The organism is Kriegella aquimaris (assembly GCF_900103215.1).
Lineage (GTDB): Bacteria > Bacteroidota > Bacteroidia > Flavobacteriales > Flavobacteriaceae > Kriegella > Kriegella aquimaris.
Genome location: NZ_FNGV01000016.1, coordinates 83,483 through 109,455 on the forward strand (window position 1 = coordinate 83,483; position 25,973 = coordinate 109,455).

Here is a 25,973-nt window from a genome sequence, read left to right on the forward strand (position 1 = left end):
ATATGGAACAAAAATCAGAAATGTAGCACCATTTCCCGATTCATGATAATCGACGCGTATTGGTTAACCAATAAAACTACACAAAATATGGAAAAAAGTGAAAGAAAGGGCTTCTTAAAGCCTTATTCGCTAAGTCTTAAACTGTCTTTGAAATTAACCGCACTTCTTCTAATAATTTCTATCTTCTATGTTGAAGCTAACGTTTATTCCAAGAAAGACATGTTGACCCTAAATCTTGAAAGGGTAGAAATGAAAAAAGCACTGGAAAGGATCGAGTCCCTTACCGACCTAAAGTTTTTTTACAATAATAAAAAGATTGATTCCGAAAGATTGGTATCGGTAAAAGTTACTGACAAACCAGTAAATGAGATATTGGACATTTTATTTGAGGGTACCGCTATTTATTACATTCTACGTAAAAATCAGGTAATTCTCAAACTTGACGATACCAAAAATTTATCAACTAATGGTACAACAGGTAAATTGTCAACTGAAGATGAAACTCCAATTATAGAACACGAAATTGTTCAACAGACTGTCACGGGTTCCGTAATCGATTCGAACGACGTACCATTGCCTGGTGCCAATATTGTAGAAAAAGGAACTATCAATGGTACCCAGACCGATTTTGATGGCAATTTTTCCCTCGAGGTGGGCGATAATGCTGTTTTAGTAATTTCTTACCTGGGGTTCACGACCAAAGAAGTTAACGTCAACGGACAATCGAGTATAACCATAAGTTTGGAAGAAGATGCAGCGGGACTCGATGAAGTGGTCGTTGTAGGATATGGTACCCAAAGCCGGGCAAAAGTTACCGGGGCAATTAGTACAATTCCTACCGATGAAATTACGCAACGCCCTGTAACAAGCACGGCTAATGCCTTGCAAGGTCAAGTGCCAGGCTTAACAGTCTTTAATTCTGGAGGAGCACCAGGGGTTGAAGACACTAAAATTCGAATTCGGGGGGTAGGTACGCTCAACAATTCCAATCCATTAGTATTGGTTGATGGTATTGAGCAGGCCCTTAGTACTGTAGAACCTCAAAATATAGAATCAATATCAGTTTTGAAAGATGCTGCTTCTGCTGCTATTTACGGATCTAGGGCAGCAAACGGAGTTATTCTTGTGACAACAAAACGCGGAGCTTCAACTGGGGTAACGTTATCCTATAACACGTTATTCGGTTTTCAGCAGCCTAGTTTCTTTCCGGAAAAAGCGGATGATGAGTCATGGATGAGGTTAGAAAATGATGCGCAGGTAAATGCTGGTGGTAGTCCCACCTATTCCGAAGAGTATATTTCCAATGTACTTGCTGGCACCAACCCTTTACAATATCCTTTTGCCAATTGGGAAGAGGGTATCTTCAGAAACGGTGCGCTAATGAACCAACAAAGTTTTTCCATTTCAAGTGGAGGTGATATTGGAAAAATCTTTGCTTCCCTGAATTATAACGATACCGATGGTGTCATTAAGAACTTTAACAACAAAAGAACTACCATGCTTGTCAATGCAGATCTGTATGCTAACGACAAATTGACTTTTAAGGTAGGTCTTATGTATAGAAACGGAGATTTTACTGGGCCAGGACATGCCATAAATTCTTCGGGAATCGCAGGACAACAGATTGTTCAGGCGCTTCTACATATGAATAGAAACGTAGTAATGGAATATCCCGATGGCACGTATGATTTGATTTCAGGACAGTGGAATGCCGATGCAATGGCTACTGAAGGCGAAACGGTTCGGACTCAGAATGATGTCGTAGCCCAGGGAGGGTTTGATTATGCGTTCAATGATGCACTGACCCTTAAAGGAAATGTTACCTACAAATCGAATTATCAGGGCACGTCTACGTTTATGAATAGTTTAGCGGGCATGAAAAATTATCTTACCGGTGAGCCCGTTACGGTGTCGGGGTGGTTTGCAACAAATAAACTGACCGAAGCAACGATTACTGAAAAGGAATTGAGCCAAAGATTATATTTGGATTACAACAAGACTTTTGGTTCTCACGACCTTGGAGCGCTACTGGGCTATGAGGAGATACATTACAATTACAAAAACGTTGCAGCTACTAGGGAAGGTTTCTTCAACAATGACCTTAGAGATTTGAATGCCGGAGGAGTCGATAATCAGCAGATAAGTGGATATCGGGAAGAATGGCGCCTTCGCTCCTTTTTTGGTAGGGCAAATTATTCCTTTGATGACAGATATCTGCTTCAAGCCAATTTAAGGATTGATGGTTCGTCCAGATTTGGAGACGGTAATAGATATGGTTTTTTTCCATCGGTTTCAGCCGGTTGGAATATATCCAATGAATCTTTTATGGAGAACTTGTCAGATGGCTCGGTCCTTAGCAATCTTAAATTAAGAGCGTCTTGGGGACAATTGGGAAACCAGAATATTGGACTTAATAAGTTTAGAAGTACATATGATCTAAATCAAGGCTATCAATTTGGTGGGAACCCCGTTTCCGGATCAGCTATAACCCAAGCTGGTAATCCAGATATTACCTGGGAAACGGCTACAATCACAAATGTTGGGCTAGATGCTTCGTTCATGCAGGGCAGACTAGAATTCGTCGCCGAGTATTTCTGGAAATATACAGATGATATTTTATTGCAATTGCCTATTTCAAGTACTATCGGTGTGAACCCTCCTGTTCAAAATGCAGCAGCCGTCTCGAATAACGGTTACGAACTTAGTTTAAATTACAGTGGTGAATATAAACCCGACAATGGCTTCAATTACTCCATAGGTGTTAACTTTTCCGATGTAATTAATAAGATCGAAGATTTAAACGGAGCAGGACCTTACTTCCCTGATGCCTTTACTGTATGGCAAGAGGGGTACTCTATAAACACACTTAGAGGATTGGATTCGCCCGGTCTGTATCGTTCCCAAGCTGATTTGGATACGTATCCTGCGCGTTTAAGTTCCAGTGCCGGAATTGGTGACATAATTTATAAAGACGTTAATAACGACGGGGTAATATCACAATCCCTCGCGCCTGGAGGAGATCAGATTATTATCGGAAATGAGGATCCTAGATATGAATTTGGATTCAGGTTCAATGCTTCCTATAAAAGCTTTGACTTTTCAATGTTTTGGCAAGGTGTAGGAAAACAATATCATACGCTAGATGGTGCATTGGTGGAGGGGCCGGCTTATCAGAACTTTATACCTAAGGAAATGACCGATAACGCTTATAACCCAGTTAGCAATCCTAATGGAACTTGGCCACGGGCAATAGCAGGTGGTAACTGGAATATTGTAAAATCGAATTTCTGGTTGATAGATACCAAATATGCAAGACTAAAGAACTTTCAAGTGGGATATACGATCGACCAGAGTGTTTTTTCAAACTTCAGAATTTATGTAACCGGAGAAAACATGTTGACATTTTCCGCCCAGAAACTTTTTGATCCAGAAACCCCTAGAGGCAGAAGTCAGTTCTTTCCACAAACTAGGACTATGAGTTTAGGTTTAAACATCGTATTTTAAAAAAAAATTATGAAAAGATATAATAACATAAAAGGTGTAATATTCTTCGCTGCTATAACCTTCTTATCAGGATGTAGTGAGGGGTTTGATGAAGGTCTCGATATAGAGCCGACCGGAGCAGTTTCGGAAACTACCTATTGGTCTACCGTAGAAGATGCAGAGTTGGCAGTCAATGCGGTATACGCTGAATTGGATGGTACGCAAATGGTTATAGCACTTGACGGGGTTACTGATCTGGCATATCACAAGTATTCTAACGCTCCTACGTTTAATGATGTCCGCTTTGGCGAAATCGACCCTTCCAACGGTAGCATTACTGGTATTTGGAACCGGTACTTTAGAGGCATCAGAAAAGCAAACAATGTGCTTGCAAATATTGATAAAGTGGTAGGTGGTGATCAAGCCAAATTAGCACGGTTAACCGCAGAAACCCAATTTCTCAGGGCTTATTACTATACACAACTTTCTAGTTTATGGTGTAATGTACCTTTAATAACAGAGGTTCTTGATATAAACGATCAACGGCCTACAAATCCCAAGGAAGATATTGTCAGCTATGTAATCGGCGAACTGAACGCTATTATAAATTCAAATGCCTTGCCTTTAAGTTACTCGGCAGATGATGTGGGTAGGGTCACGCGGGGAGCTGCTTTGACTTTACTGGCGAGGGTGGCCATTCGTAATAATAATTTTGTGGTTGCACGCGACGCGGCTAAGGCGGTAATGGATTTGGGTATTTATGGACTTTATCCTGATTATGAAGAATTGTTTCATGTGGCAGGACAAAATTCCCAAGAAGTAATTTTTGACAGGCAATTTGCAGCCGGTGGAGATACGTATAATGCGTTTGGGTATTCTGCAGCTTCCTTGGGGGGAAGCTCGGGAGTGGAGCCAATGAACGGTCTTTTTGAGAAGTACGAATACACAGGCCCTGTGAATCCTGACAATCCATTTGAGAACAAAGACCCAAGATGGAGCTATATTGCTTTTTATAACGGGCAGCCGGTAGGAAACAGCATATATGATTCTTGGCCGAATAGCACGACCCCAGACAAGATTAGTAGTACTGAATTTGCCACGACTAATGGGTATAACCTAAAGAAGTGGATGGACTATGAATCTTTTGCTGCAAATTCCAATAATGGTGACATAAATATGATTTTGATGCGCTACGCAGATGTTTTACTAATGTATGCAGAGTCTAAGATAGAATTGAACGAGATAGATACATCTGTGTATGATGCTATAAATGCAATTAGACAACGACCAACCGTTGAAATGCCTGCAATCACTGAAGGTAAGTCGCAAGCGGAATTAAAACAAATGGTCAGGGATGAACGAGCAAGGGAATTGGCTTTTGAAGGTTTGCGTCTATTCGATATTAATCGTTGGCAGATTGGTAACATAAAGGCCGGGCCGGTCAAAGGAATGTATTATAAAGACGATTCCGGCCAATGGACACTTATAGATAAGGGAAGAATCGCTACTTTTAATGAAAGTAGAGACTATTGCTGGCCTGTTCCCCAGGCAGAAATGGATATTAACGACGTAATTACCCAGAATCCGGGTTATGTAAAATAGAAATTATGGTCAAGAAAAAATCTAAAATTGAAGAGGAAACAGACCGAAGGGCATTTATAAAAAAAGCGGGAGCTGCAACCCTGTTTAGCGCAACAACGCTAAACATGGGCTTTGCCGCTCCTTTGGCCTTCAGTACTAAAAACACCTTAAAAGTAGGTCTGGTCGGTTGTGGCGGCAGGGGCACCGGGGCGGCGGCACAAGCGCTGCAAGCTGACCCCGATACAGTCTTGTACGCCATGGCAGATATATTTGAAGACAGACTAAAGAGTTCTTTGGAGGTGCTTAAAAAAACGCACGGACAAAAGGTGCAGGTAGAAAAAGAAAGGCAGTTCATCGGGTTCGACGCTTACCAAAAACTAATCGATTCAGGAGTCGATGTGGTCGTGTTGGCTTGCCCTCCGGGGTTTCGGCCAAATCATCTTACCGCTGCAATTGATGCCGGAAAACATGTATTTTACGAAAAACCGGTAGCCGTCGATGCGCCCGGTGTCCGCAAGGTTTTGGCAGCCGCCAAAAAGGCCAAGGAAAAAAACCTATCAATGGTATCGGGATTTTGTTTTCGGTACGACCTGCCGAAACAGGCACTTTATGGTAAGGTACTAGCCGGGGAAATAGGAGATATCAAATCGATTTCCGCTACCCGAAATGGAGGTGAACTCTGGTACAAAGAAAAACAGCCGGATTGGAACGATATGCAATACCATATGCGAAATTGGTATTATTACAACTGGCTTTCAGGAGATTTTCTTGTAGAGATGTTCGTACATAGCCTAGATATGATGACTTGGGCCATGGGCGGCAAGATGCCCCTAAAAGCCACTGGAACCGGAGGAAGACAATGGAGAACCGATAAAAAATACGGTAATATTTATGATCATTTCGCACTAGAATACGACTATGACAACGGAGTCAAGGGCTACGCCTTTACGCGACAGCAAAATGGGGGCTCATCCCAAAATTCCGTTGATATTATGGGTACCGACGGTAATGCTCATTACGGAGGCAACCGGCACGAAATAACGGGCAAAAACCCTTGGCGGTATCGAGGGGAAGGGAACGACATGTACCAAGCCGAACATGACGCCCTATTCAAATCAATTCGAGAAGGAAAAGGAATCAACGATGGTGAAATGGCCGCCAACAGTTCATTATTCGGCATCATGAGTAGAATGGCCGCCTATAGTGGTCAGACCATTACTTGGGATGAAGCCATGAATTCTACAAAAAGCCTAGGCCCGAAAGATTTTAATTGGGATTTAGAATTTAAAGGACCCGAAATCGCGGTTCCCGGAATTACTCAGGTGCTAGGGTAAAAGAGTTTGAAGTTTAAGGCTGTAAACGTAAAAAATAATTTCTATGCCGCGAAAAAAAAGTGAAGTCCGCTCATCAAGAAGAAATTGGTTAAAAAATGCGGGGCTGTTAAGTGCTGCTTCGATGGCCCCTTCGTTAGTTATGGCCGGCACAAATGAAAAAAAAAAGAACTATATCTATGATAATCGGCCCATAAGGCTCATCGTATCTACCTACTCTTATTGGCATTTTAAACCAGAAAAGTATCCTATTGAAAAAGTTATCGAAAACGCTTCCCGGATTGGGTTTGATGGGGTAGAAATCCTTCACCGCCAAATGGAGAACGAAACGGTGCCGTACATGAATAAATTGAAACGCATGGCTTTCGAAAGGGGGTTGGCACTTCCATTTCTTTCCATCCATCAAAACTTTGTGGAACCTGATGCGACCAAACGAAAAGAGCATGTTGAACATACCCTAAAATGCATTAAACTCGCCGTACAGATGGGCATACCAGCCATACGTATGAATACCGGCAGTTGGAAAGGGAAAAGAACCCCTGACTATTATCAGACGGGTATTCAAAAACCAATCGAGGGCTATACCGACCAAGAGGCCATAAAGTGGGTGATAGACAGCATGGAAGAATGTTTAAAGGAAGCTGAAAAAGAAGGGATTACACTTTGCCTAGAGAACCATTGGGGTCTTTCATCGAACATCGATTACCTGGAAGAGATTTATAAAGCCTTGGCTTCTTCACCGGCAATGGGATTAAACCTTGACACAGGAAATTATGTTGGGGAACCATACCCACAGTTTGAAAGATTGATTGGATATGCCGATATTATCCAGGCTAAAACCTATTATGGCGGAGGTAAATATTATGATTTAGACCTAGACTATAATCGTATTGCCAGAATTATGCGTGCTGCTAATTTCACAGGTTATGTTTCATTGGAGATGGAAGGCAATGAAGACGCAGAAACGGCAGTTCCAAAAAGCTATGCGATGTTGCGGAAAGCATTTGAGGTTTAACCTAGTACGTTCACCTAAATAACTTATTTGAAAATGAAAAAATTAAAAAAGAGTATTGTTTTAAACGTATTCGTATTATTCATAATTGCTACGCACAGTGTTTGTTACGCCCAGCACGAAGCTTTCGAGTTCGAGTTCGGTACATCTACTACCTTGGAAAACTCGTTATCGGGTAGTTCGGAAGAGGACTCCAAGATCAAATGGATAAATGTCAATACCGTCAAAAAAGGCTGGACAGTCAATGATGAAGGCGTGTTGGTAAATTTAGGCCATCCAATCGGAGTTGTAAGATCGGAAAAACAGTATGAAAATTTTATTCTGCACGTAGAATGGAGACATATGGAAGCGGGTGGAAATTCAGGCGTTTTTGCCTGGAGTAATGGCAACCCCGAAGAAGGTAAGGAGTTACCGGACGGGGTCGAAATCCAAATGCTCGAACTCGATTGGGTTAACATCAACGCGAAGGACGGCGTCCAGCAACCCATAGCCTATGTTCATGGCGAAGTATGGGGTGTTGGCGGCGTAGTGACCGTACCCGATAATCCCAGAGGCGAAAGAAGCAAGTCAATAGAAAACCGTGCCTTGGGAAAAGGTATATGGAATACTTACGACGTTGTTTGTGTTGATGGGGTTATAAAACTGTCTGTCAACGGTAAGTTTGTCAATGGCATCTCCAAATCCACCCAAAAAAAAGGATATTTATGTCTTGAATCGGAAGGAGCGGAGATTCATTTCAGGAACTTTAAGGTTATCGAACTACCTCCTGGTGTAACCTCGTCGGAACAGACAGCTCCCATACTTAAATAGTATAAAACTACCAATCGATTATGAAACAGCTGATTTTTATTCTATCATTTTCATTGTATATGGGGTTTGCCTTTGCTCAAGAAAGCAAAAGTTTATTTAATGGCAAGGACTTATCGGGGTGGACCAAACACGGTACTGAATACTGGTACGTAGATAATGGGGAACTTGTTTGTGAAAGTGGCCCTGATGAGAAGTACGGATACCTCTCCACGAACAAACCCTACAAAAACTTTATACTAGACCTTGATTTCAAACTAGAGGCTAATGGCAACAGCGGTATTTTTATACGGTCGCAATTAGGCGGTCCAGATGATACGACCATAAAAGGATGGCAAGTAGAGGTGGCTCCCCCTGATATGCATACCGGAGGTATTTATGAATCTATTAAAGATGGTAGGGGTTGGGTAATCAAACCTGACCCAAAAGATGAAAAACATCTCGACGCAAGTAATTGGAACCACATGAGAATCGAAGCTAAAGATGATATTATCGTTACTTGGTTGAACGGAAAGCAAATGGTAAAACTAAAGGATGAAAAAATTGGGGAAGGCCAAGGATCCATTGCACTTCAAATTCATAGTGGAGGCGGAATCAAAGTAAGGTGGAAGAACATTAAAATTCAAGAAATTGAATAACACCAACTCTTTGCTAGACTTACTTTATTCTTATGCCACTATTTGCAAACAATTACAATGAGAAAATCGGTCAGACTACGTTTATCCGTTTTAATGCTGATGGAATACTTTATTTGGGGGGCTTGGTATGTTACGATGGGCACGTACCTTCTAACCTATCTGAAAGCTGATGCTTTACAGGTTGGTGCCGCTTATGCCAATCTTTCCATTGCTGCAATTATTTCGCCATTCTTCGTAGGTCTTATTGCCGACCGTTTTTTTTCTGCTCAAAAGGTTTTGGCCGTATTACATCTAATAGGGGCCGTAACATTGTACCACGTTAGTACCGTCGAAAATTTTCAAGATTTTTGGTGGCTTATCCTTTTGTACACTTTGCTGTACATGCCCACCATGTCATTGACAAATTCCATATCTTTTTCACAGATGGAAAACCCCGGTAAAGAATTCCCGCGTATACGGGTATTTGGAACATTGGGATGGATAGCCGCAGGACTCTTAATCGGCTTTATGGAACTCGAAGCTTCCTATATGACATTTCGCATTGCCGCTGGATGTTCTCTTGTTTTGGGGGTTCTAAGTTTCTTTTTGCCGAATACGCCAGCAACGAAAAAATCGGCCAGCGTTGCCTCTATTTTAGGATTAGATGCTCTCGTATTATTTAAAAGCAGATCTTTCGTCGTTTTCTTTATCAGTTCGATAATAATCTGCATACCCCTAGCCTTTTACTACAGCTTCGCCAACCCTTTTCTTAACGATATAGGAGTTGAGAACGCAGCAGGCAAAATGACTTTGGGACAAATGTCAGAATTTCTATTTTTGCTTCTGATGCCATTGGCCCTTAATAAATATGGAATCAAAAAAGTAATGCTGATAGGCATGTTTGCCTGGGCCGCACGCTACCTGTTTTTCTCTTTTGGCAATGTCGAATCGGCAATGTGGATGATTTATTTAGGGATTATACTACATGGAATTTGTTATGATTTCTTTTTTGTATCAGGTCAAATTTATATAGATAAAAAAGCCAAAGGTGCCTTTCGAAATTCTGCCCAAGGTTTAATAACCTTCGCTACCTATGGTGTCGGCATGCTCGTAGGTTCATATATTTCGGGTTCGGTAACTGAAAACTTTCAACACACAATCAACGGTTCACCGAGCTATATATGGCAATCGATTTGGTTGGTTCCGGGGGCAATTGCTTTAGCAGTAGGCATACTCTTTATGTTCTTTTTCAGGGAAAAGTCGGTAAACACATCAATGAAAGAAATAAATAGTGAAGAAGCCCTTGACAGTAAACTGGCTTCGGTAATAAAAGAAATCAAAAGTTAATGATTGATTTTAAAAAACCAACTACATATTCTAAATTTTGAAGACTATGAAAATAATATGGAACTCACTTATTCTAGTACTTGCCGTTTCCTGTGGAGAAGGCGAGAAATATTATACTTATGATGACTTTTCGAAAGTTGAAAAGATAGATGTGCATACACATGTATGGACAGGTCGTACCGATTTTGTGGATGTTGCGAAAGAAGATAATTTCCGACTACTGAATATCGTCGTTGATCTTTCCAAGGGCGATGAATTCGTTAAAGAACAATATGCCCATTGTATGGATCAAAAAAACAAAAATCCAGAAAATTTCGAAGTTGCTACCGCTTTTTCTATGGATGATTGGGACAATCCGGACTTTGCTAAAAACACAATCGCTTGGTTGGAGAAATGTTTTTCAGAAGGGGCAATTGCAATAAAGGTATGGAAGAATATCGGTATGGAATTCCGAGATAAGAACAACGAGCTGATTATGATCGATAATCCTAAGTTCGATACTATTTTTAACTATTTGGCGGAAAGAAAAATACCCTTGTTGGGTCACTTAGGAGAACCTAAGAACTGCTGGCTTCCAATAGATGAGATGACCGTTAACAACGACAAAGAATACTTTAAAGAACACCCACAATACCACATGCACAATCACCCCGAACTGCCCTCATACGAGGATCAGATTGCCGCCCGTGACCGGATGTTGGAAAAACACCCCGACCTGGTTTTTATGGGTGCGCACATGGGCAGCTTGGAGTGGGACACGGACAAATTGGCGAAACGTTTGGACAAATTTCCGAACATGTGTGTAGATCTCGCGGCCAGAATGGGACAAGTTTTTTACCAAACAATCGAGGAACGTGAAAAGGTGCGCGATTTTTTTATAAAATACCAAGACCGCATCCTCTATGCAACCGATAAGGCCGATGATGGTGAAGACGAGGGTGTCGAAGTTCAAAAAGACACCCATGAAAGATGGCTTCAAGATTGGCGCTTTTTTGTGACTGACGATACCATGAGCAGTGATCGTGTAAACGGGGAGTTTAATGGATTGAAGCTTCCGAAAGAGGCAGTTGACAAAATTTTCTCTGAAAATGCAAAAAAGTGGCTAGGAATGTTCAGCGATAAAGATGTATAATCAATATCCTTTTTAACCATTAAAGTTTAAGTAATTATGTAAAAAACTGTTATATAATTACTTAAACTTTGAAAATTGCCCTGCCATCCAAAAAAAGAGTCGTCTTATTCTTTCTGTGCCATTTATCTATCGAGCATATCAATAACTTAAAAAGCTAGTTGGTTTAATCAGGAATGAAGCTTTAAACTCCGAATCAGGGTTTCGACCGTTACTGATCAGAAGTCTTTGTTGTCACTTCTTTTAGTGCAATCAAAATTTGTTCCGGGGTCATCCTTTCCGTGTAATTTGCCTCAACATGGCAGGCTTCAATAATTCCTTCCTTATTGATTATAAAGGTAGCGGGAACAGGTAGGTTTTTTGAACCATCACCATTTAACAAGCTTAAGTCACGGCGTTGATGATAATCTTCTCCCGGGTCGAACTGTAAATTATAAGCTTTAATAACCTCTTGGTCTGAATCGCTAAGCACCTCAAAGCCCAAACTATTTTTTTGGATGGTGGTCAATGCATTTTCAGGTTTTTGAGGACTGATTGCCATTAGTCTAGCGCCGAATGCAGTGATTTGAGGCAGGTGTTTTTGTACCGCCATCAAATCTAGGTTACAAATGGGACACCATTCGCCACGATAGAATTTTATAATCACAATATCAGCCTTCAACGCTTCGGAAAGTGATACTTGTTTACCAAAAGCATTTGGCAAGCTAAAATCAGGTGCCTTGTCCCCTACCGAAAGACCTTTTACCTGAGAAGCATTGGCTATTACCAATTTCTGGAATTCTTGCAGACCGCTCATTCAATATGTTTTTAAGAGTTAATTTAATCCTTTTATCAATTTCCTTTCAATAATAAGAAAATCATCATTACCGCGGGCAATAGTAAATACCAGTAGAATTCTGAGACTTTGAACTAGCACTTGAACACGATTTTTTAATCCGCCAAGAATACGACGATATTTTGCTCCATATACTTACCAAAAACCGCTTAAGAATCATACTGCAGAAATTAGCATTTTCGATATCCTACACGATAAGCCAAAGGCAACCATTCAGTGTCAAAATATTTGTATTGCACTATTCCTTAAAATAGAGTTCGCCCATACCTTTTAAAGGGGTAAACAGGTAGCTATATCTTCATCAATACTACTATCAATGTAGTCCGTCAGAAAAAAAATAAAAATCGCTAAATACAAGAAATATAAAGTGTACTTATTCCTCCAGTTTTAAGACGGCAAATTTCCCTTTATTCCACCCATGTACAAGTAGGTAAAGTTGCTTTGATCCATTATTATCTTCTACAAAATGGGGCCAAACTTGATGAATATTCGTTAAGACCGGAATTTCCAAATCTCCAGGAACTATCGTCGATACAAGCTTTTCGCCTGTATGCACATATATAGGGGCCGATTTCTGTTCGCCGATCGCACTCAAGGCATTCAAAAAGAAATGCTCTGTTTTATATGAGACATTACAAACAAGGCTACCCTCTGGGATATCTTTAAATGTTTCTACAAACTTGCCCTTCTTCGTAAATTTCACAACCTGGCCTGCTGCACGATTGGCAACGAGAACGTGATTATCATGGGCATATACGCCATGTGCCGTCTGAAATTGTCCGGGATTATCTCCCTTGCCTCCCCAGGCAAGTTTTCCCCAACTCCAAACACCTTTCTTTTCTTTTATCGTCATTACAAAATCGCCTGCGGAGTAACCATGGGCGACATATATCGTCCCTTTTAGGTAGGTAACATCCGTTACCCCAAAATTGCTATCCTTAGATGAAAAGAATTCATTGGCCGGAGCAAACTTGAACTCGTTTCCAGTAGGCTTCAAGATTTCGCTTACTATCGTTCCATCCAAAGTCAACACAAGTACTCTTTTCCCCTCTTGTGCAACGGCAAGGTGTTTTACTCCTTTATGTATAAAGAAAACAATTCCATGGATGTTATCCTTTAAACGTTCATCAGTACCTATAATGTTCCAGTTTTTAAGATCAGGACTTATCGAACAAAGACCATACCCCGGAATTCCTGTATAAACGATTCCTGTTTCGGGGTCTTCATTAAATCCGCCATGCATTTTTGGTTCAAATTCATGGGCATTTTCGGGAAAAGCACTAGTCAATTCTTGGTCAAAGGAAAAAATAAACTCTCCTTGACCGGTTACCAGTTTTGCCAACCCTGTATTCTGATCCGATGCCATCGGGCCATGTTCGTGGCTATGCGCTGTGCCGGCATGCTCATGCGAATGATGTGTATGATCGGAATTTACTCCCTGTGCCATTGAGGTATATGAAAATCCCAAAAAAGATATGATTAGCAATACGATAAGTGGTGTGCTTTTTGTCATGGTTGGTCCAATATTATTTTTTTGAAAAGTAATCATTTCTATCTTAACATTCAACAAGAAATAACTTTGCTGATTTTTAGCCCTATTAACATCTTTGGACCATTTCAGTTAATTACGGCATTTTGCTTCCAGGTATCGGCACATTTCGAGGATACTTTTATCTATATATTTATATCTGTGAAAAGTTCAAATAAAGAATCTTAATTATCAACTTTTAAGAAAAAGTAAGTGTTCAAAGCGGCCGCTGGCGTACATAGATTCTTTATTACGCCATAAATTTTGAAATCAACGGATACCGTTTCTCGCTAAAAGTATCATTTTGCCCAATAAGTAAACCACATTATCCATACAGCATAAAATATCATTGGACAAATAATGGCGTTTGCAAAAAATAATTGGCCCAGGCTTTTTTCTTAATCTAGAGTAGCAATCCTATAACCAAATTAATTCCGAATAAAATTGGGATAACCATGAAAAGGTCAATGGAAGTCTTGGCCTTTGGTTTTGATTGGTAAAACCAAAGACTGATAATGATAATTTGAAAAAATAGAATGGCATATGTCAATAAGCTACTCTGCTTCATGATTTCAAATATGTTTATGGCAGTTGAATTCGACCAATAGTCACCGCTATTGTATTTTCAATCGTTTATTTAAACTTTACCATTTCCTTTATCTTCAATGCTTTTTCAAAATGGTCCAATTTGTTATCCAAAATCCACCACTTGGCCACCTCCATCAAGAGTTCAGGGTTATCATTCTTATTTTTAAAGAAGGCATAGAAAGAAAGACCAACATTCTCTCCCTTATTATCAATTTTGCTTTCACAAACCTGGATAATTTTTAATCTTAGCTCTTTATTCATCTTTTATTTAAACACTTAAATCTATTGTTTTAAGAATAGGAATTATTTTTTAAGCTCCATAAAAGGTTGTTTTTATGGATAGTTGAAATATTACAATTCTACACTTGTTATTTTTTGGTAAAAAATGGTAAACGACTCAGGGGAACTTCAATTTCAACAGTTCTATTTCCACTGAACACTTTTCCATCATCAGCTTGCCATTTACCTTTTGGCAAAACCACCTTTCGTTTACGTTCTCCTTTTTTAACTACTGGCGCAACCAATATATGGTTTCCAAGCATAAACTGGTCTTTAATCATTTCGTATCCACCACTAGGGTATGCCAATGCCATAGGCTTTACGATTGGCTCTCCGGTTTTTGAAGCTTCTTCTGCTAAATTTATAATCTGGTTACCCATTTTTGTATGCAGTAAAGCAGCTTCAAGACATAATTGATTATTTTCTTCGGATAAAACCCGCCAAGGCGCCACTGAGAATTGCATCATTGGCATTAGGGCATGTACCTGAGCCGAACGCACCACTAATTCTTCATCTATAGTCGTTGAATTTTCGAACGATTGGTATTCACCACCTCCGATCATATCAGGGCACGTATACGCATACCCCATCATACTTTGTGACATTAAATCAGGAATAAGTTTTTGTAGGACTGCCCAATTATGGTTCTTATCTCTTAGTCGCTGTGCCAAGGGTAAACCAGCCATTTTCCAAGAAGCGCGATATTCATTCAACGGAAATTGCAATCCTAGTTTCGCAAAGTAGGTAGTATGGTCATTAGGACTAATATCCGATTCAAACGATACAATATTGCCGGTATAAAAATCGGCGTCTCCCGCATCAAATTTAAAACCATCAACACCATACGCATCGACCAAGAATTTTAATCTTTCTTCGAACCATTTTTGTGTTTTCGGATTGCTTAAATCTAGACATGCACTGGCCCCGTTCCACCATCGAATGATCGCTGCCTTATTTTTTGTGTTGGCCCACAATATTTCTTGTGTTCTATCGGCATCTAACAATAACATTCCTTCTTTGGCCAAATATCTAAAAATTTCTGTGTCCGAACTTACAAATGGACATATCCACACCATGACCTTAAAACCCATATCATGAAGTTTTTTTATCATTCCCTTTGGGTCGTTGAACCTTCGCGATGAAAACTCCCAGTTACCATAGCTCTCCTGCCAATTATCATCTATCATAAGAACCCCGGGTGGGTAACCCTTATCAATTATTGCTTGGGCATACTTTAAAATATCATCTTCATTTTGATTATAGGTCAACTCTATCCACGTGTTGTATTGCGGTTTTGTAAACAATAGTTTATCCGGTATTTTTCCGTTCGGAGAGAAAAAGTTTGCAACGGCATAATCAAAGGAATCGCGCAAATTTTCACCAACTTTTGCAAATTTTATTTCACCCGCTCTTGTAGTGACAATTATCTTTCCCCTATCAAAGGAATATTTAATTGGAGATTCACTCCACACATATCTTCCTTTGCTTGACAGTAGCAAAGGTTGCGCTTGATTTCCTCTGTTATCCCCCCAAAGATCATGACTTTCAATGGTTTCCGAATCATAAGGTGTATCATGACCAATAGCACTAAGTCCGCCCCACCAATATTCCCCAGACAGTATATCTATTTCAACTTGTTCTTTATACTGCGAATGTGCCTTAAAAGCTATTGCTAAAATAAATGTAATTAGAAGTATTTTTCTCATTCTCTCTTTATTAAAGTCTTAGGCAATATGGTAAAAAATGCCTGTGCAACTTTAGTCTATCTTCAAATATATCATAATATACCTGTATTAGAGTATGCTTCATTTGTCTTCTGTACTAATAGCTTCTTAAACAATGCCTTGGTGGGCCATTTTTATTTTGCAACTTAGGAAGAAAGCGACCTCTAAGATATCTTCCATTGTATAAGTTTCAATAAAAAGAATTAAGTTTAAAACATTGAATAGATAAATAAATTTGAAAATTATGAAAAGAAGTATAGTCTATCTGCTCACTGTGCTTTTTGGAACCCTTATAATACATGCGCAAACCAATATCAATTCTGGCAAAAGCAGCGTCTTTCGCGCAGGTGCTTCCACCAGCAATATCACTCCACCACTCGGCACACCCATAATCGGTAATTTTACGGAACCACCGGCAATAAATATCCATGATGAGTTGCATGTGCGCTGTCTGGCGCTAGATGATGGGACGACGAAATTGGTATTTGTAATCGTGGATAATGTGGGAATTGAGCGGATGGTATTTGATGAAGCCAAACGATTGATAAATGAAAAAACAGGGTTACCAAAGGGAAACCTGCTAATGTCTGCGGTTCATACGCATTCTGCCACTAGTGCGGGGGGATTGGGAGAAAAACGAAGAGGATGGAATGTGGATGAGCCATTAGACGAATACCAAACCTTCGTAGCCAATAGAATATCAGATGGGGTACAAATTGCGCTCAATCGTCTTGAGCCCGCTCGCATAGGATGGGGAGCGGGCGAGGTTCCTCTGCACCTATTCAATCGCCGATGGATGATGAAGAAACCTGTAATGAATCCCTTTGGAGGCATCGATCAGGTAAAAATGAATCCCGGAATTGGGAACCCGGACCTTTTGAACCCGGCGGGTCCCATTGACCCTGAAGTGTCGTTCATTTCCGTTCAGTCTATTGCCGGACATCCCATCGCATTGCTTGGAAATTATTCCCTCCATTATGTGGGAGGTGTACCAAATGGTGATATATCGGCTGATTATTTCGCGGTTTTTGCTGATCGCATCCAAGAGTTATTGAAGGCAGACAGGCAAGATCCGCCATTTGTGGGAATACTGACTAATGGCACATCGGGCGATGTAAATAATATCAATTTCGGAGGGAAGTCTGAAAAACATGCGCCTTATGCCAAGATGCGAATAGTAGCTGATGATCTAGCTCAGGAAGTTATTCGTGTTTATCAAAACATACATTATCATGATTGGGTAAAGTTACAAGCAGCTGAATCTGAGCTGTCGCTTCAAGTGCGACGTGCTACTCCTGAAATGCTTACCAATATACAGAAAGTGCTTTTGAGACCGGATACGGCAAAGCCATTGTACAATAAATTGGAGAAATTTTATGCCAAAAGGGTACTACAGATGCAAAAGGAGTGGCCAGATGATGTGTCTATTATTCTTCAAACTTTCCGCATAGGGGATTTGGGAGTGGCTGCGATACCCTTTGAAGTCTTTGCTGAAACAGGCCTTGAAATAAAAGAGAAGAGTCCCTTTAAGTCCACTTTTACAATTGAACTGGCCAATGGTAGTTATGGGTATTTACCAACCCCTGAGCAGCATAAACTGGGTGGGTATGAAACCTGGCTCACCACCAACAAAGTTCAAATTGATGCATCAGCCAAAATTGTAGAAGAACTTATGTCTTTATTTTCCACGTTGAAATAATTGATTTGGATACCATTCACATAATAATTAAATATCACATGAGTATTAATTTTAGGATTCAAATCAATTGGAATCATTATATATTCCTTTGCTGTTCTTCACTGTTATTGTTTCAAAGTTCTGCATTAAACGGCCAAGTTACTTCAGAGGGCGTTTTCTTGGCAGGAGCGGCCACCAGCAATATTACTCCTAAGATAGGAACCTCGATCAACGGAAATTTCCGTGACGTTAAGGTTCAGAATATTCACGATGAAACTCATGCACGCAGTATTGTACTTGATGACGGTAATACCTGTCTCGCTTTCGTGGTTATGGATCTATGTATGGTTACCAGAGAAATACTTGACAAGGCCAAGGCCCGTGCTCATGAAGAAACAGGTATTCCTGTAGAAAACATGCTCATGTCGGCTATTCACACCCATTCCGGCGGAACTGCCGTTTCTGTTTTTCAGAGTGATCCAGATCCCGCGTATGTCGACCTACTAAGCGAACGTGCGGCAGATGCGTTGATCAGTGCTTATCGAAACCGCAGACCTGCACGTATTGGCTGGGGAGTTGGCCATGAACCTAGCCAAGTCTTTAACAGGAGATGGAGAATGAAGCCCGGCACACTGATGCCAAACCCTTTTGGAGGACAAGACCAGATAAAGATGAACCCTGGTGTTGAAAATCCTGATTTGGTTGAGCCTGCCGGGCCCGTCGATACCGAAGTTCCAGTTATTTCTGTTCAGGCGCTTGATGGAACTCCAATAGCATTGTTGGCCAATTATTCATTACACTATGTAGGTGGAACTGTTTCCGGAGATGTGTCTGCTGATTATTTTGGAATGTTTTCTGCCCGGATCGGTGAATTACTTGGTGTGAACGACAATAATAAAACGCCCCCTTTTGTAGGAATAATGACCAATGGAACGAGTGGGGATATAAATAACATTCATTGGGCAGGAAAGAAAAGTACTCCTCAGCCACCATATGAACAAATGCGAAAGGTCGCGAATATACTTGCAGATGAAGTTCATAAAACAATACTGGACATTGATTACAAAGACTATGTTTCTTTAGCTTCCCTTCAGAAAGAAATATCCCTTGGTGTTCGGCGCCCTGACAATCAAGAGGTAAAGCGCGCTCAGGAAATAGTTTCCAATGCAAAAGAGCCGGTTATGATGACTGCCGAGGAAGTATATGCACGGGAGACGTTGTTTATGAAAGATTATCCAGAACGGGTATCGGTAATCCTGCAAGCATTTCGAATAGGTGATTTGGCCATTACCGCCATTCCGGCAGAAGTTTTTGCAGAGATCGGATTAGAAATCAAAGCAAAAAGTCCTTTCAAACCAACCTTCACTATTGAGTTAGCTAATGGCTATAATGGTTATTTGCCAACCCCCGCACAGCACAAGCTTGGGGGATACGAAACATGGAGGGCCCGTTCAAGTTATCTGGAAGTGGAAGCTTCTCCTAAAATTACCAATATACTTTTTGAGTTATTAAACAAACTCCACAGTTTACAGCCCAACTAACGCAAATCATAAAGACGTAATAGGATGAATATAATAATGAGTCCAATTTTATTCAAAATCAAAGTGAGGTAAAAATGAATTTTATTAGGAGCCATTCTTTCTCATTTCTTTTCGTATTCCTTTCTTTGATGATCACTTCATCCTGCAAGCAAAAGAATCAACTTCCACCTTTTTCGCCGAAGGATGCAATTTCTACTTTTCAATTACCTGAAGGTTACCGAATAGAATTAGTAGCATCGGAACCATTAATAAATGATCCCGTTGAAGTAGCCTTCGATGAAGATGGAAAAATGTATGTTGTGCAAATGGATGACTATCCCTCGGAAGACATGAAAGACTATCCTGAGAACGCAGACCCAAAGAGTAAGATAATGTTATTGGAAGATAAGGACGGGGATGGATTTTATGAAACGGGAACTGTTTTTGCTAGCGGTTTAGAATATGCCAATGGGGTGATGCCATGGAAAGATGGGGTTTTGGTTACTTCGGCCCCTGACATATTTTTTTTAAAAGACACGGATGGCGATGGAAAAGCCGATGTTAAAAAGGTAATGCTTTCAGGTTTTGCGGTCACTAACCCTCAACTACGCATGGGAAGCTTGCGGTATGGCTTGGATAACTGGATTTATGGTGCTTATTCTCGGGCAGGAGGCGGAAAATGGCGTGAAGAGTTTAAAGGGAAAGGAAGTCCGTTAAATTTTCCCGAAAAGCCACATCTTGATTTACCACAAATGTTTCCAGGCACCAATTTCCGGTTTCAGCCCGATGAATATAAGTTAGAGCCTTCCGGGGGAATGTCGCAGTTCGGTTTGTCTTTTGATGCTTCGTGGAATCAATTTACAGTATGGAACAATGTTCATATTAGACATGTGGCTATCAATGACAACTATTTAGTAAACAATCCATTTTTGAGTGTAAATAGCACGATGGCCAAGATATCTGACCATGGAAATGCTTCTTCTGTACAGGCCATTACCAAAAACATGTTGAACCTTCACGAATCTGAAATGGGGCATTTTACTTCTGCCTGTGGTATTTGCAAATACACGGGTAATCTTTTTAAAGGAAAATATGCTAAGGCATCTTTTGTTTGCGAGCCGGTTTCAAATTTGGTGCACGCCGATATTCTAACACCAAGTGGGGCCACTTTCAAGGCTGAAAGAGCAGAAGAAGAAAAAGAGTTTCTTGCGTCCACCGATAGTTGGTTTCGCCCTGTTAATTTAACCGTTGGGCCTGATGGCGCTCTGTATGTGGTAGATTTTTATCGCAAGTTAGTGGAGCACCCAGATTGGCTGGCGATGGCCGATTCTACGGGATTCTATACCCATGCGGGAGCGATAAAGGAATCCGACTTTTTAGAAGGGAATGACCGGGGCAGAATTTATAGGATTGTACCCAAAGACTTTAAAGCTGAAAATAATAAAAAGCCGGAATTGAGTAAAATGGGTAGTAAAGGCCTGGTTGCGAGTTTGAATAATCCAAATATGTGGTGGCGAATGAATGCCCAAAGATTGCTTGTAAACCGTAAAGATGCAGCAGACCTATCATTGATAAAAGATATATTGTCCGAAGATATAAGTCCCGAAGGCACTATAAATTCTTTATGGACACTGGAAGGATTAGGCGCTTTATCAGATACTTTATTAAAAAAGGCCTTCCAGCATGCCAGCCCCCTCGTAAGAAGACAGGCAGTTTTACTCTCAGAAAACAGGTTGGGCGACAAGAATATTTTTGATAGTGTTCTCAGCGCCTCTTCTGACTCAGATCCATTAGTTCAATTCCAGGTAGCATTAACATTAAGTAATATAGCAAAACCAAATTCAGCTATTTTTCAGGCTCAGAACCGCATTATTTCCACACATATCAATGATGAATGGTTCCAAACTGCTGTTTTGTTAGGTGCTTCTGAGAATACCATTCAATGGTACGAAGCTTTTAAAAACTTTGAGGTTAAAGTTGATTCGCAAAAAGTCGATAAGCAGGAGTTTTTAAGAAAGATATCATCCATTATTGGAGTTAAATACAATGCAAATGAAATGTCTTCGCTTGTAAAAATAATATCCGCGGTAAAAGACACGGGCATAGTTGTTTCAAGTTTGCACGGGATGATAGCTGGAATGAAAAGAAATACCAATAAAGTCAAATTAACCCCCGATGGGCAGCATGAATTAATTTCAATAATTTCGGATAAGTCGCCAAAAGTCAGAGAAGCAGCGATTGAACTGGCTTCCAGAATACAATTGAAACCTTCGGATGAATTGACCAGTATTTTCAATACCGCAAAATCTATAGTACTTGACGGGAGCCAGCCATTGGAAAACCGCATCTTGGCCATTAAATTAATAGGATTGGATACTAGGGGCGATTCTTTTACTTTATTAGAAAAAATGCTTGGGCCCAATGAACATTCAGATATTGAGCTTGCAGCAGTAAATGTTCTCTTAAGAAATCAACAAGACACGGCCACCAATCTATTGCTCAATAAATGGAATCTGCTTAACCCTAAAATTCATGACGCAGTAGAGACTGGCTTTTTGGCACGGTCCGCTAGGTTGAAATCTTTGATGACAGCTATAGAAAGTGGTAAAATAAAACCATCTTGGATAAGTAGAAATGCCCAAAATCGCTTATTAAAAAATTCGGATTCTACCATCAGAAAAATAGCAAAAAGCATGTTTAAAGACCTTGCTGGGGGAGACCGCGAAAAATTGATTATGGATTACAATGTGTCTTCTACCGTTACGGGTGATCCGGTTAAAGGAAAGACTGTCTTTAGAAATGCATGCGCTGTCTGTCATAAACTAGACGAAGTGGGAGTTGATTTTGCCCCTGACCTTCATGCACTAAGCAACCAGACGAAGATCAATCTTTTGACAATGATCTTAGACCCCAATAGTACTATCGCAGCAGGCTATGAAGGCTACACTATCGAAACCACGGATGGCGGAACATTTACCGGCATAATAGAAAACGAGAACGATTCAAGCCTCATCCTGAAAAGTGCGGGGGGCGCTGTGCAGACAATTTTAAAAGGCAATATAAAATCAATGGCGCCCATGTCGGTTTCCTTAATGCCCGAAGGATTGGAAACTTCCGTCAGTAAAGATGATATGGGCGATTTGCTTGAATATTTGAAGACAATAAAGTAGTAGATGTATTTCGGTGAATAAGTTCGATTATTAATAAAAATCAGGAAGAAAAGTTCTGGTTTTGAATAAGATTATAAGCATTTGGAAGCTGGTCAGATGATTTTTTACGTGAAATTTAAGAAGAAAAATAAAAGCTTTTACCCTGTGAAATCTCTATTAAAAAAGCAACATTTTAAATCTGTCCTTTCTTTATCGTGCATTTTGTTATTGTTTACTGCCTGCCATACAAAAGAAAAATTGGGTAATGAATTGAACGGTATAAAGGTACCAGTGGGGTTCACTATTGAAAAAGTAGTCGATTCAAATTTGATCGACTATCCCATGTTTGCTTCATTTGATAACCACGGACGGCTCTTCTTGTGTGAATCTACAGGTGAAACATTTTCTACAGAAGAACATTTAAAGAAGCCGCCCTACCATATTCGACTTTTACAGGATCTTGATGAGGATGGAAAATTTGAAAAGAGTACCATTTTTGCTGACTCCCTCACGTACCCAAAAGGGGCTGTTTTTTACCAGGGCAGTCTTTATGTTGCCTCTGCACCTGATCTTTTAAAACTAACCGATACTGATGGCGATGGTGTTGCCGATAAAAGGGAAGTGCTTCTCACAGGATGGGTATTAAACCATAATGCGGCAACATTCGGCGGGCCTTTCATAGGACCTGATGGATGGTTGTATCTTACGGATGCGCGTCGTGGATTTGATATCACAACCAAAGAAGGCAAAGAGCTCAAGGGCAAGGGAACCCACATCTGGCGCTGCAAACCTGACGGAACCGAGCTTGAAACAGTAAGCGGCGGCGGCTTTGATAATGCCGTTGAATTGATATTTATGCCCAGCGGAGAAACTCTTGGTACGATGACCTATTTCACAGAACCTATGAATGGTTTCCGTGATGCACTGATGCACTGGGTATACGGCGGTGTTTATCCAAAGCCCTATCAAACGATTGAAGATGACAGCTTAAAACTAACAGGTGATCTCATGCCCGTAATGACCAAGTTGCCTCGTATTGCACATTCAGGATTAATGAGGTATGAGGGTGCAGCTTTTGGTTCTGATTTTAAAGGAAATCTCTTTAGCGCTCAATTTAATACAGGCCGTATCATGAGACACTTGATTACACCAATAGGCGCTACTTATCAAACAAAAGAAGCGCCTTTTATGACTTCTTCTCATCCGGATGTACATCCTACCGATGTTTTGGAAGATGGTGATGGCAGCCTTTTAGTAGTAGATACCGGGGGATGGTTTATTGCAGGGTGTCCACTTTCCGTAGTAGCTAAGAAAGATGTAAAAGCTGCCATCTATCGCATTAGAAAAACGGGTGCCAAAGAAGTTAAGGACCCCTGGGGCAGGAAATTGAATTTAATTAAGATGCCAAAACAGAAATTGGTTCGACTTGTAATGGATTCGCGTCCCTCGGTGCGAAGACAGGCAATTGAACAATTGGTAATTGAGGGAGCGCCTGTCATTGGCGAAATCAAAAAAACACTTCTTTCATCTCAGAACGAAGAGCTACGTTTAGCAGCAGTATTTATACTTTACAGGATTAACGGTGCGGCCGCAATGGGTATGTTACGGGAAACATTGGATGATAAAAGCGCCATGGTACGAACAGCCACAGCTCGGGTATTAGGACTTGCAAAAGATCAGCAATCAGTTACCAAATTAACGGACATGGTGCAGAACGACAAAGCACCCGTGCGACGTCAGGCTGCTACTGCTTTGGGTCAAATAGGGAACAAGCAAGCTATTGATGCGCTCTTAAAGGCATCTTCCAACCCGAAAGACCGTTTTGTTGAGCATGCCATTATCTATTCGCTGATTACACTTAAATCGCCGGAACCGTCAGTTCAGGCTTTAGCCGATAGCTCTGCGACAATCCGCAAAGCTGCGCTAATAGCACTCGATCAAATGGAGGGATCACCATTGAAAAAAAATCAATTAGCACCTTTCCTTAAAAGTAAAAACAAGCAATTACAACAAACGGGAATATGGGTAGCGATGCACCATATTGATTGGTCAGATATCGTTGTTGACTTTCTTAAAGGGAATCTAAATCTTAAAGAACTTACAAAAGAAGACGAAGTTGTTCTAAGTAACCTTATGATAAAGTTTAGTTCTAATGTTCAAATCCAAAATTACATCACCGATCAATTGGGCAATAAAAATTTAACCTTATCAAAAAGATTATTATTGATCGATGTCATCAATCATTCAGACATCAAGAAGTTACCTAATTCTTGGATTAAGCAACTTGGAAATTTGCTTCGTAGTAATGATTATGAAATCAGGCCGGCCCTTTTGAATTTAATTAAATCTCGCCGTGTATCAGTATTAAATAACGAGTTAAATCAAATCGTAAAAGATCCACAAATACCAACTGACTTCAGGCTTAAAGCGCTTAGTGCACGATTAATGTCAATCGCTAATTTGTCAAAAACTGAATTTGGGATGGTCCTAAATTATTTAGGCCGTGACCATGAAACGCCTATCCGTCAGGCGGCGGCACGTCTTTTGACACAGGCAAAACTTAGTGAACCCCAATTGGTCACCCTTGCGAAAGAAGAGGTTGCCACGGCAGAAGTCTTCCTTCTACCCGACCTTGTAAATGCCTATAAAGGCAGTAATAGCGAAACAGCAGGAAACGCGCTGATAACCGCATTGAAAACTTCGAAAGACCGATTAGAAAATCTTTCTGTCCCTGATATGGAGAATCTCTTTAAAACGTATCCGGAATCTGTTCAGACAGCTTCAATATCATTAATCCATACTTTGAAAGAGCAGCAAGCCTCACGATTTGAAGAGTTGGAAAAATTACAGTCACAACTTAAAAGAGGAGATGTGGCAGTTGGAAGAACAATTTTCTTTGGCAAAGGTACTTGTCTGGTTTGTCATGCTTTGGGTGGCAAGGGCGGGGATTTTGGTCCAGATCTCTCCAACATTGGGGAAATTCGCTCGCGTCATGATATTATTGAAGCAATCATGTATCCGAGTGCAAGTTTTGCAAGGGAACATGAGACCTCCAAAATAATAACGAAGAACACTTCCTATCTCGGTATTATTACGGAGCAGTTACCCGACGTTATTATTATAGCAACAGGACCTGGATCTAAAGTACGGGTTCCAAGAAATGAAATAGTATCCATAGAACCGGAGCGTGTATCATTGATGCCTCCCGGACTCTTTAAATCATTAAGTATCCAAGAAATATCAGATTTGATGGCCTATCTTGAATCACTACCTTCCGGACTAGGTCAAATAAAAAGCCATGAATAAAAGAGATTGACTCATTGCTAGCAGTTCTTATATTTTCGGGTTCTGTTTATGAGTTTGCT

The 25,973-nt window shown here is 40.5% G+C and carries 16 protein-coding genes; 12 read left to right on the forward strand and 4 right to left on the reverse strand.

Annotated features, from left to right (window positions below; genetic code table 11):
- The first annotated feature begins 87 nt into the window (after positions 1-87).
- Genes BLS33_RS21450 through BLS33_RS21485 form a run of 8 tightly spaced genes read left to right on the forward strand, consistent with a single transcriptional unit; the run spans position 88 to position 11,310 of the window.
- Positions 88-3,504: a TonB-dependent receptor gene (locus BLS33_RS21450; RefSeq protein ID WP_218129624.1), complete on the forward strand. Its 3,417-nt coding sequence runs from the start codon at positions 88-90 to the stop codon at positions 3,502-3,504.
- 9 nt (positions 3,505-3,513) lie between these two features.
- A complete protein-coding gene (locus BLS33_RS21455) occupies positions 3,514-5,085 on the forward strand; it encodes a RagB/SusD family nutrient uptake outer membrane protein (RefSeq protein WP_089894812.1) in 1,572 nt (523 codons plus the stop codon).
- Between the two features lie 5 nt (positions 5,086-5,090).
- Positions 5,091-6,398 (forward strand): Gfo/Idh/MocA family protein, encoded by a 1,308-nt coding sequence (locus BLS33_RS21460; RefSeq protein WP_089894813.1) that lies wholly within the window; start codon positions 5,091-5,093, stop codon positions 6,396-6,398.
- 43 nt (positions 6,399-6,441) lie between these two features.
- On the forward strand, positions 6,442-7,410 hold the full coding sequence (locus BLS33_RS21465; protein WP_089894815.1) for a sugar phosphate isomerase/epimerase family protein: 969 nt from the start codon (positions 6,442-6,444) through the stop codon (positions 7,408-7,410).
- Positions 7,411-7,443: 33 nt separating this feature from the next.
- Entirely contained in the window at positions 7,444-8,217 is a 774-nt protein-coding gene (locus tag BLS33_RS21470) for a 3-keto-disaccharide hydrolase (RefSeq protein WP_089894818.1), read from the forward strand.
- A 20-nt stretch (positions 8,218-8,237) separates the two neighbouring features.
- Positions 8,238-8,852, forward strand: coding sequence for a 3-keto-disaccharide hydrolase (locus tag BLS33_RS21475; RefSeq protein WP_089894820.1), 615 nt, complete (start codon positions 8,238-8,240; stop codon positions 8,850-8,852).
- A gap of 57 nt (positions 8,853-8,909) precedes the next feature.
- A complete protein-coding gene (locus tag BLS33_RS21480) occupies positions 8,910-10,178 on the forward strand; it encodes a nucleoside permease (protein WP_089894822.1) in 1,269 nt (422 codons plus the stop codon).
- 46 nt (positions 10,179-10,224) lie between these two features.
- A complete protein-coding gene (locus tag BLS33_RS21485; RefSeq protein ID WP_089894824.1) occupies positions 10,225-11,310 on the forward strand; it encodes an amidohydrolase family protein in 1,086 nt (361 codons plus the stop codon).
- Between the two features lie 208 nt (positions 11,311-11,518).
- On the opposite strand, the gene BLS33_RS21490 is transcribed toward BLS33_RS21485, so the two are convergent.
- The 4 genes from BLS33_RS21490 to BLS33_RS21505 form a co-directional block, all read right to left on the reverse strand.
- Positions 11,519-12,103: a peroxiredoxin family protein gene (locus BLS33_RS21490; protein WP_089894826.1), complete on the reverse strand. Its 585-nt coding sequence runs from the start codon at positions 12,101-12,103 to the stop codon at positions 11,519-11,521.
- A 412-nt stretch (positions 12,104-12,515) separates the two neighbouring features.
- On the reverse strand, positions 12,516-13,655 hold the full coding sequence (locus tag BLS33_RS21495) for an NHL repeat-containing protein (protein ID WP_143017666.1): 1,140 nt from the start codon (positions 13,653-13,655) through the stop codon (positions 12,516-12,518).
- Between the two features lie 648 nt (positions 13,656-14,303).
- Positions 14,304-14,519: a DUF6500 family protein gene (locus BLS33_RS21500; RefSeq protein ID WP_089894830.1), complete on the reverse strand. Its 216-nt coding sequence runs from the start codon at positions 14,517-14,519 to the stop codon at positions 14,304-14,306.
- A 107-nt stretch (positions 14,520-14,626) separates the two neighbouring features.
- Complete coding sequence (locus BLS33_RS21505; protein ID WP_089894831.1) at positions 14,627-16,243, reverse strand: glycoside hydrolase family 31 protein; 1,617 nt, start codon at positions 16,241-16,243, stop codon at positions 14,627-14,629.
- 262 nt (positions 16,244-16,505) lie between these two features.
- Here BLS33_RS21505 and BLS33_RS21510 point away from each other — a divergent pair, with 262 nt between their 5' ends.
- The 4 genes from BLS33_RS21510 (at position 16,506) to BLS33_RS21525 (ending at position 25,914) form a co-directional block, all read left to right on the forward strand.
- Positions 16,506-17,960, forward strand: a complete 1,455-nt coding sequence (locus tag BLS33_RS21510) for a hypothetical protein (RefSeq protein WP_089894833.1) — start codon at positions 16,506-16,508, stop codon at positions 17,958-17,960.
- A gap of 38 nt (positions 17,961-17,998) precedes the next feature.
- A complete protein-coding gene (locus BLS33_RS21515; protein ID WP_143017667.1) occupies positions 17,999-19,480 on the forward strand; it encodes a hypothetical protein in 1,482 nt (493 codons plus the stop codon).
- 74 nt (positions 19,481-19,554) lie between these two features.
- The gene (locus BLS33_RS21520; RefSeq protein WP_089894838.1) at positions 19,555-22,629 is read left to right on the forward strand and encodes a PVC-type heme-binding CxxCH protein; all 3,075 of its coding nucleotides are present in this window, start codon (positions 19,555-19,557) and stop codon (positions 22,627-22,629) included.
- A gap of 144 nt (positions 22,630-22,773) precedes the next feature.
- Positions 22,774-25,914 (forward strand): PVC-type heme-binding CxxCH protein, encoded by a 3,141-nt coding sequence (locus BLS33_RS21525; protein WP_176801479.1) that lies wholly within the window; start codon positions 22,774-22,776, stop codon positions 25,912-25,914.
- Positions 25,915-25,973 lie beyond the last annotated feature (59 nt).